Source organism: Marinospirillum sp., assembly GCF_014859565.1.
Map to the genome: position 1 here is coordinate 1 of NZ_JACUUA010000162.1, position 7,490 is coordinate 7,490.

7 protein-coding genes are annotated in these 7,490 nt (G+C 51.9%); 2 read left to right on the forward strand and 5 right to left on the reverse strand.

Annotation, left to right across the window (positions count from 1 at the left end):
* Positions 1 to 233: MaoC family dehydratase N-terminal domain-containing protein (locus IBX50_RS15190; protein ID WP_292254795.1), on the forward strand; the 233-nt coding region annotated here is incomplete at its 5' end.
* 30 nt (positions 234 to 263) lie between these two features.
* Here IBX50_RS15190 and IBX50_RS15195 read toward each other — a convergent pair.
* Positions 264 to 737: an Lrp/AsnC family transcriptional regulator gene (locus tag IBX50_RS15195; protein ID WP_292257142.1), complete on the reverse strand. Its 474-nt coding sequence runs from the start codon at positions 735 to 737 to the stop codon at positions 264 to 266.
* Positions 738 to 910: 173 nt separating this feature from the next.
* Here IBX50_RS15195 and IBX50_RS15200 point away from each other — a divergent pair, with 173 nt between their 5' ends.
* Positions 911 to 4,399, forward strand: a complete 3,489-nt coding sequence (locus IBX50_RS15200; RefSeq protein ID WP_292257143.1) for an indolepyruvate ferredoxin oxidoreductase family protein — start codon at positions 911 to 913, stop codon at positions 4,397 to 4,399.
* Positions 4,400 to 4,414: 15 nt separating this feature from the next.
* Here IBX50_RS15200 and IBX50_RS15205 read toward each other — a convergent pair whose 3' ends face one another.
* The 4 genes from IBX50_RS15205 to IBX50_RS15220 form a co-directional block, all read right to left on the reverse strand.
* Complete coding sequence (locus IBX50_RS15205) at positions 4,415 to 5,110, reverse strand: metallophosphoesterase (RefSeq protein WP_292257144.1); 696 nt, start codon at positions 5,108 to 5,110, stop codon at positions 4,415 to 4,417.
* Positions 5,107 to 6,282, reverse strand: a complete 1,176-nt coding sequence (locus tag IBX50_RS15210; RefSeq protein WP_292257145.1) for a VWA domain-containing protein — start codon at positions 6,280 to 6,282, stop codon at positions 5,107 to 5,109. Before IBX50_RS15210 ends, IBX50_RS15205 begins: the two co-directional genes overlap by 4 nt.
* Positions 6,283 to 6,288: 6 nt before the next feature.
* A complete protein-coding gene (locus tag IBX50_RS15215) occupies positions 6,289 to 7,134 on the reverse strand; it encodes a MoxR family ATPase (protein ID WP_292257146.1) in 846 nt (281 codons plus the stop codon).
* A gap of 91 nt (positions 7,135 to 7,225) precedes the next feature.
* Positions 7,226 to 7,490 (reverse strand): class II glutamine amidotransferase (locus IBX50_RS15220; protein ID WP_292257147.1); only part of this gene is annotated, 265 nt, incomplete at its 5' end.

A 7,490-nucleotide genomic window follows, 5' to 3' on the forward strand; every position in this document is an offset into this window, starting at 1 on the left:
CCATTTATATGGGTCAGGAACTCAGCTTCCGCCGCCCGGTAAAACTGGATGACACCCTGACCGTCACCCTGACTGTAAAAGACAAACAGGATGCCAAAAAGATTGTGGAACTGGATTGTCTGGTCACTAACCAGAAGGGTGAAAAAGTGGTTACCGGCACCGCCAAGGTGATTGCCCCGTCAGAAAAAGTAGTACTGACCGCTCCGACCCTGCCAAACATCACCATCGGTTAATCTCGTCTAAAGCCATTCCGTTTGTTCACCTCAGTTGACAAAAGGAATGGCTGTTTCATTCTTGATCTCGCGCAGGGCAAAGTTGGAGTTAACCTGTGCGATACCCTTCAGCGTAAAAATCTTCTCGTTCAGAAAACGGTCATAAGCCGGCATATCCGGTATTACCACCCGCAGAATAAAATCCGCCTGCCCGGTGGTGGCATAACACTGCAAAACCTCAGGATAGCCTCGGATCTGTGCTTCAAATTCAGTGGTGTTGTCGATGGAGTGACGCAACAAAGTCACCATCACCAGTACGTTTAATGACTGACCCACCTGCGCTGGATTCACCAGCGCCACAAAACCCCGAATTACCCCGGATTCTTCCAGTGCTTTTACCCTTCGCCAGCAAGCAGCCGGTGACAGACCAATTTTCTCAGCCAGATCCTGATTGCTGATGCGTCCATCCTGCTGCAAATATTGCAAGATGTGTTGATCGTATTTATCCAGTACAACACTAGGCATGGCAAGTCACTCTTGTTGTTATTTTCTGACAGAAGAAATGATATTCATCAATAATAAAGAATAACGCAAGATTCTTGTGTGACAACCTGTTTGATCCTGTGTATTTGCAAGCACTTTTCTGACCTGAACCACTAGACTTCACTGCATAACAAATACAACAACCGGTGAAGAAAATGAGCACAAAGCTTGATGACTATCAGCTGGAAGACCGTTACACCCGCAACAATGGCCGTGTTTTTCTGACCGGTACTCAAGCATTGGTTCGTCTTGCCCTGCGTCAAGCCGAGCTGGATCACAAAAATGGCTTAAATACCGGCGGCATGGTCAGTGGTTACCGAGGATCCCCGCTGGGAGCCGTGGATCTGGAATTCTGGAAAGCTCGCCCCCTGCTGGAACAACACCAGATTGAATTTATTCCCGCCATCAATGAAGACCTAGCCGCCACCCTGCTGATGGGCACCCAGCAGGTCGAAACGGACCCAGATCGACAGGTGGATGGTGTTTTTGGTCTCTGGTATGGCAAAGGACCCGGTGTGGATCGCTCCGGTGATGCACTAAAACACGGCAATGCTTATGGCAGCTCACCCCACGGCGGTGTATTGGTCGTAGCCGGTGATGATCACGGCTGTGTGTCTTCCTCCATGCCGCATCAGTCGGATGTGGCCTTCCAGTCATGGTTTATGCCCGTCATTCATCCAGCCAGCGTAGCGGAATATGAGTCTTTTGGCCTGTGGGGTTATGCGCTGTCACGTTATTCCGGCTGCTGGGTGGGTTTTAAAGCCGTATCAGAAACCGTGGAAAGTGCTGCCTCGGTTGAAGTGCCACCCCTACCGGAGTTCGTGATTCCGGATGACTTCACACCGCCTGCCGATGGCTTGCATTACCGCTGGCCGGATCTACCCGGCCCGCAACTGGAAACACGCATCGAACACAAACTGGCAGCGGTGCAGGCCTTTGCCCGTGCCAATCCGATTGATCAACGTGTTCTGGATCTGCCGGAAGCTCGTTTTGGTCTGGTCACTACCGGCAAGGCGCATCTTGATCTGCTGGAAGCACTGCAACTGCTGGGACTGGATGAAGCCCGTTTACGGCAGTTGGGTATCGACATTTACAAAGTAGGTATGGTGTGGCCGCTGAACCGTCAGGGTGTACTGGAGTTTGTGCACGGTAAGCAGGAAATTCTGGTGATCGAAGAAAAACGCGGCATTATCGAAAGCCAGATCAAGGAATACATGTCCGAACCGGATCATCCCGGTGAAGTGCTAATCACCGGCAAACAGGATGAACAGGGACAACCCCTGATTCCTTATGTCGGTGTGCTCAGCCCCCTGTTACTGGCCGGGTTTGTCGCCCAGCGCCTGCAGCGATTTTTTGGGCTGGATTTTAATGACCAACTGCAAACCCTGAATGCAGCCTGCTTACAAGCCGAAGATCCTGGTGGTGCCCGTCGGCTGCCTTATTTCTGTTCCGGCTGCCCGCATAACATCTCCACCAAAGTACCCGAAGGCAGCAAAGCACTGGCTGGTATCGGTTGCCATGTGATGGCCACCTGGATGGGTCGCCAGACGGAATCCTTGATCCAGATGGGGGGTGAGGGAGTCAACTGGGTGGGGCGTAGCCGTTTCACCGGCAAGGGTCATATCTTCCAGAACCTTGGTGAAGGCACTTGGTTCCATTCCGGCTCCATGGCGGTTCGGCAAGCCGTTGCAGCGGCTACCAACATCACCTACAAGATCCTGTTTAACGATGCCGTAGCCATGACGGGTGGTCAGCCGGTGGATGGTGCAGTGAGTGTGCCCATGATTGCCCGTCAGTCTCTGGATGAAGGTGTGAAGAAAGTGGTGGTAGTCACGGATGAGCCGGAAAAATATCAGCACATGCCGCTGCCTGCCGGTATCACAGTGCATCACCGCGATGAAATGGACAGCCTGCAACGTCAACTGCGGGAAATTCCCGGCTGCACGGTGCTGATTTATGACCAGACTTGCGCTGCTGAAAAACGCCGTCGCCGCAAACGTGGCTTGTTTCCTGATCCGGCTAAACGAGTGATGATCAATCCTCACGTCTGTGAAGGTTGTGGTGACTGTTCGGTGCAATCCAATTGCCTGTCGGTGGTACCACGAGAAACTCCGCTGGGACGCAAACGTCAGATTGATCAATCTTCCTGCAACAAGGATTATTCCTGTGTGCAGGGCTTCTGTCCCAGTTTTGTGACTATTGAAGGCGGGCAATTACGCAAGGGAGAAGGTCTGGCCGTTGATGCCGTTTTTCAACAGCGTATTGCAGCACTGCCAGCACCTCAGCAAGTGGAGCTGCAACAACCCTATAACCTGTTGATCTGTGGTGTGGGAGGTACAGGTGTCATCACCATCGGCCAGCTGATCACCATGGCTGCTCATCTGGAAGGCAAGGGTTCCAGCGTGCTGGATTTTACCGGTTTTGCCCAGAAAGGCGGCAGTGTGATCAGCTTTGTCCGTCTGGCAACTCAGCCACAACACCTGCATCAGGTGCGTATCGAAAACGGTCAGACCCATGCATTACTGGCCTGTGACCTGCTGGGTGCCACTTCTGCCCGTGCCCTGCCACTGTTGCATCAGGGACAAACTCGCATGGTCTGTAACGAAGCCGAACTGCCTTCCGCTGATTATGTATTACAGCGTGATGCCAGCATGGGGGTAAACCAACGCCTGGAGCTGCTGCGTCATGCTGCAGCTGAGGAGGGTTTTTTCAGCTTTAATGCCAACCGTCTGGCAGAACGCCTGATGGGTGACAGCGTTTATACCAACGTATTAATGCTGGGTTATACCTGGCAGCAGGGTTTGATACCTGTCTCTGAAACTGCGCTGCTGCGTGCCATAGAGATGAATGGTGTCACGGTGGATCTGAACAAACAGGCTTTTGCCTGGGGACGTCTGGCTGCAGCCGAACCACAACAGCTTGAACAACAACTGGATCACCAACCACTGCCGGAATCTGCCTCACTGGATGAACGCATCCATCACCACATCCGTTACCTGACGCACTGGCAGAATCAACGCTGGGCTGAGGGTTATCAACAGCAGATCGAAGCCATGCGTCAGGCTGAAATCCAGCTGCTGCAAACAACGAGTGCCACTGAATCCCCCTCTCTGCCGTTGACAGAAGCCGTAGCCACCCAGCTGTTCCGACTGATGAGTTACAAGGATGAATACGAAGTGGCACGGTTATTCACCCGCACCGATTTTCTGGATGAAATCAAACAGACCTTCAGTGGTTCATGGCAATTACATTTCCACATGGCACCACCCCTGCTGAACTTCGGCAAAGACGCTGCCGGTCGCCCAAAAAAACGCCGTTTTGGTCGCTGGTTACTACCGATATTAAGCCTGCTGGCAAAAATGAAAGGCCTGCGCAACACAGCACTTGATCCTTTCCGCTTCAGCCATGACCGCAAACTGGATCAACAACTATTGGCGGATTATCAGCAATTGATAACTGAGCTAGTACAGGGACTCAAAGCGGAGAACTACACCACGGCAATAACACTGGCACGCCTGCCGGAAGAAATTCGTGGTTTTGGACCGGTGCGGGAAGCCGCAGCAAGTAAAACCAGAACACAACAAAAACAGCTGCTGAAGGAATTTCGCGAAGGTAAACCCGTCACCCTCGCTGTGGCTGTGTAAAGAGTTATTGGCAGATCAGGACGGGTCTGCCAATAACTGGCTGACTTCTCGGATAGACAGATAACCCTTCATTTGCGGGGCACAGATGCCGGTTTCCAGATAATGCACATTACCCAGACGGGTGGGTTCGGGAACTAGAGTATGACCACAGGCGACTGCATCAATATGGCGGATAGGATAATTCAGACTGCTGCGCAGGCGCGTACGTCTGGTGGTGGAGACTTCCAGCAGCTGGTTATCCAGCTCACCACGCCAGTGACGCAGGCAGTTCCAGTCATCCTGTGGCACTTCAGCATGAATGATGCCCAGTTGCCGCCCCTTGCAGGGCACTTCCAGCGCCAAGGGCATTTTTTCCAGAATCAGTTGTGCCATGTCCTGCAACTCTTCATCCGTGTACAGCGAACTCCAGCGACCACCATTCAGCAACCAGGTCATGCTGACATCTGCATCACCGGCTAGGCTGTGAATCAGAAAACGCTCATGATTACCCTGCACCGAAAAAAACCACGACTCTTTAAGCAGTTCCAGACAACGCACCGAATCTGGCCCCCGGTCAATTAGATCACCCACTGCCAGCAGCCGGTCACAGGTTGCATCAAAACGAAGTTCATCCAATCGCTGCATCAACGGTGTGTAATAACCGTGCAGGTCACCCACCACAAAATCCCGACCACGGGTGTTTTCTGTCAAAATTTTCAGGATACGTGTCATTTAACCAGCTCCCGCATGGCGGCATCCAGCCCTTCCAGCGTCAGCGGAAACATGCGGTTGTGCACCAGCTGCCGTAACATACCGGTGGATTGGGTGTACTCCCAGTATTTTTCCGGTACCGGATTCAGCCATACCACCCGGTTCCAGGTATCCGTCACACGTTTCATCCAGACCTGCCCCGGTTCATCATTAAAATGCTCCACACTGCCACCAGCCATAGCCACTTCATAAGGCGACATGGACGCATCCCCGACAAAAATCACCTTATAATCTGAACCATACTTGTGCAGCAGATCCAGTGTTGAAGTTCGTTCATTAAAGCGTCGATTATTATCTTTCCACACCGATTCATACAGGCAGTTGTGAAAGTAAAAGTGTTCCAGATGCTTAAACTCGGTACGGCAGGCGGTGAACAACTCCTCCACCAATTCAATGTGGTCATCCATTGAGCCACCCACGTCCAACAGCAACAACACCTTCACGGCATTGTGTTTTTCCCGCACCATCTGTAAATCCAGATGCCCGGCATTACGAGCCGTAGCACGAATGGTGCCATCCAGATCCAGCTCTTCCGCTGCGCCGGTACGGGCAAACTTACGCAGTCGCTTAAGTGCCACCTGAATATTACGGTTGCTCAGTCCCTGGGCATCATCAAAATTACGGAACTCACGTTTTTCCCAGACCTTGACCGCACGACGATTTTTGGACTGACCACCCACCCGGATGCCTTCTGGATGATAACCACCGTGACCAAAAGGTGACGTACCACCAGTGCCCACCCACTTGTTACCGCCGGCATGGCGCTCTTTCTGTTCTTCCAGCCGCTTTTGGAACTCTTCCATCAGTTTTTCGAGACTACCGAGGCTCTGAATTTTCTGGCGATCTTCTTCACTCAGGTATTTCTCAAAGGTCTGACGCAACCAGTCATCAGGAATCACCTTCTGCAACAGCTCATCCAGACTGCCGATACCTTCAAAATAACTGGAAAATGCTAGATCAAAACGATCATAGTATTTTTCATCCTTGACCAGACAGGTACGTGCCAGCAGGTAAAAATCTTCCTGATCAGCAAAACCCAGATCCGACTGCAACGCACGAATCAAATCCAGCAGCTCACGCGGAGTTGCCGGTACACCTGCGGCGCGAACTTCCTGAAAAAAATCAATCAGCATGGGATATCAACGACTCTGCCGACGCATCATAAATGCCAGACGTTCCAGCAGACTGGCATCCTGTTCATTTTTTACCAGTGCACCACACAGGGGTGGCACCGCACTGGCAGAGTCTTTTTCCAGCAACACTTCACGCGCCAGATCATCCGCCATCAACAGCTTGATCCAGTCCACCAACTCCGAGGTACTGGGTTTTTTCTTCAGGCCGGCAATGTCGCGTAGATCATAAAAGACTTCCAGCGCCTTTTGCACCAGTTGTTGCTGAACGTCTGGGAAGTGCACGTCGATGATCTGCTTCATGGTGTCTTTGTCCGGGAAGCGGATATAGTGGAAAAAACAACGACGCAGAAAAGCATCCGGCAGTTCTTTTTCATTGTTGGAGGTGATGATCACCACCGGACGCTGAGTCGCTTTGACGGTTTGCTGGGTTTCATAAACATAAAACTCCATACGATCCAACTCCAGCAGCAGGTCGTTGGGGAATTCAATATCAGCCTTGTCCACTTCATCAATCAGCAGCACTGCCTGCTTTTCACTGGTAAAGGCTTCCCACAATTTGCCAGGCACTATGTAGTTGCTGATGTCATGCACCTTATCCGTACCCAGCTGGGAATCACGCAGGCGGGATACTGCATCGTATTCATACAACCCCTGCTGTGCCTTGGTGGTGGATTTGACGTGCCAGGTGATCAGCGGCATATCCAGTGCTGCGGCCACTTCTTCAGCCAGCAGGGTTTTGCCGGTGCCGGGTTCACCCTTGATCAACAAGGGGCGCTGCAGGGTAATGGCGGCGTTCACCGCCAGCTGTAATTCGTCAGTGGCGACGTAGTTTTGAGTTCCGGTGAATTTCATGGTGATCTCTTTTTGAACGGACAGCTTCAGAAACAGGAGTGATGCAGCAGAGTCTACTCTGCCAGCAGCAATGGCTCAAACGAGGAAAGACTTAATTCGCAGTTGAAGACTGACTGGTGCGTCGGGCAATCAGTTCACCCTTGTTAAATACCACCAGCTCACCGGTTTGCATAATATCCCAGGCTTCATTGGTGGTCAGGGGTTCAGTGGCCAGCACACTTACGACATCTTTGGGGGTGGTACAGGCAGCAAAATCCACTTTCAATTCAGTATCTTTTAACAAGGCCGGGCCAAAAGGAGCACGGCGGGTAATATGTGCCAGCTTGGTGGAACAATAGGCATAGAGGTTTTCACTG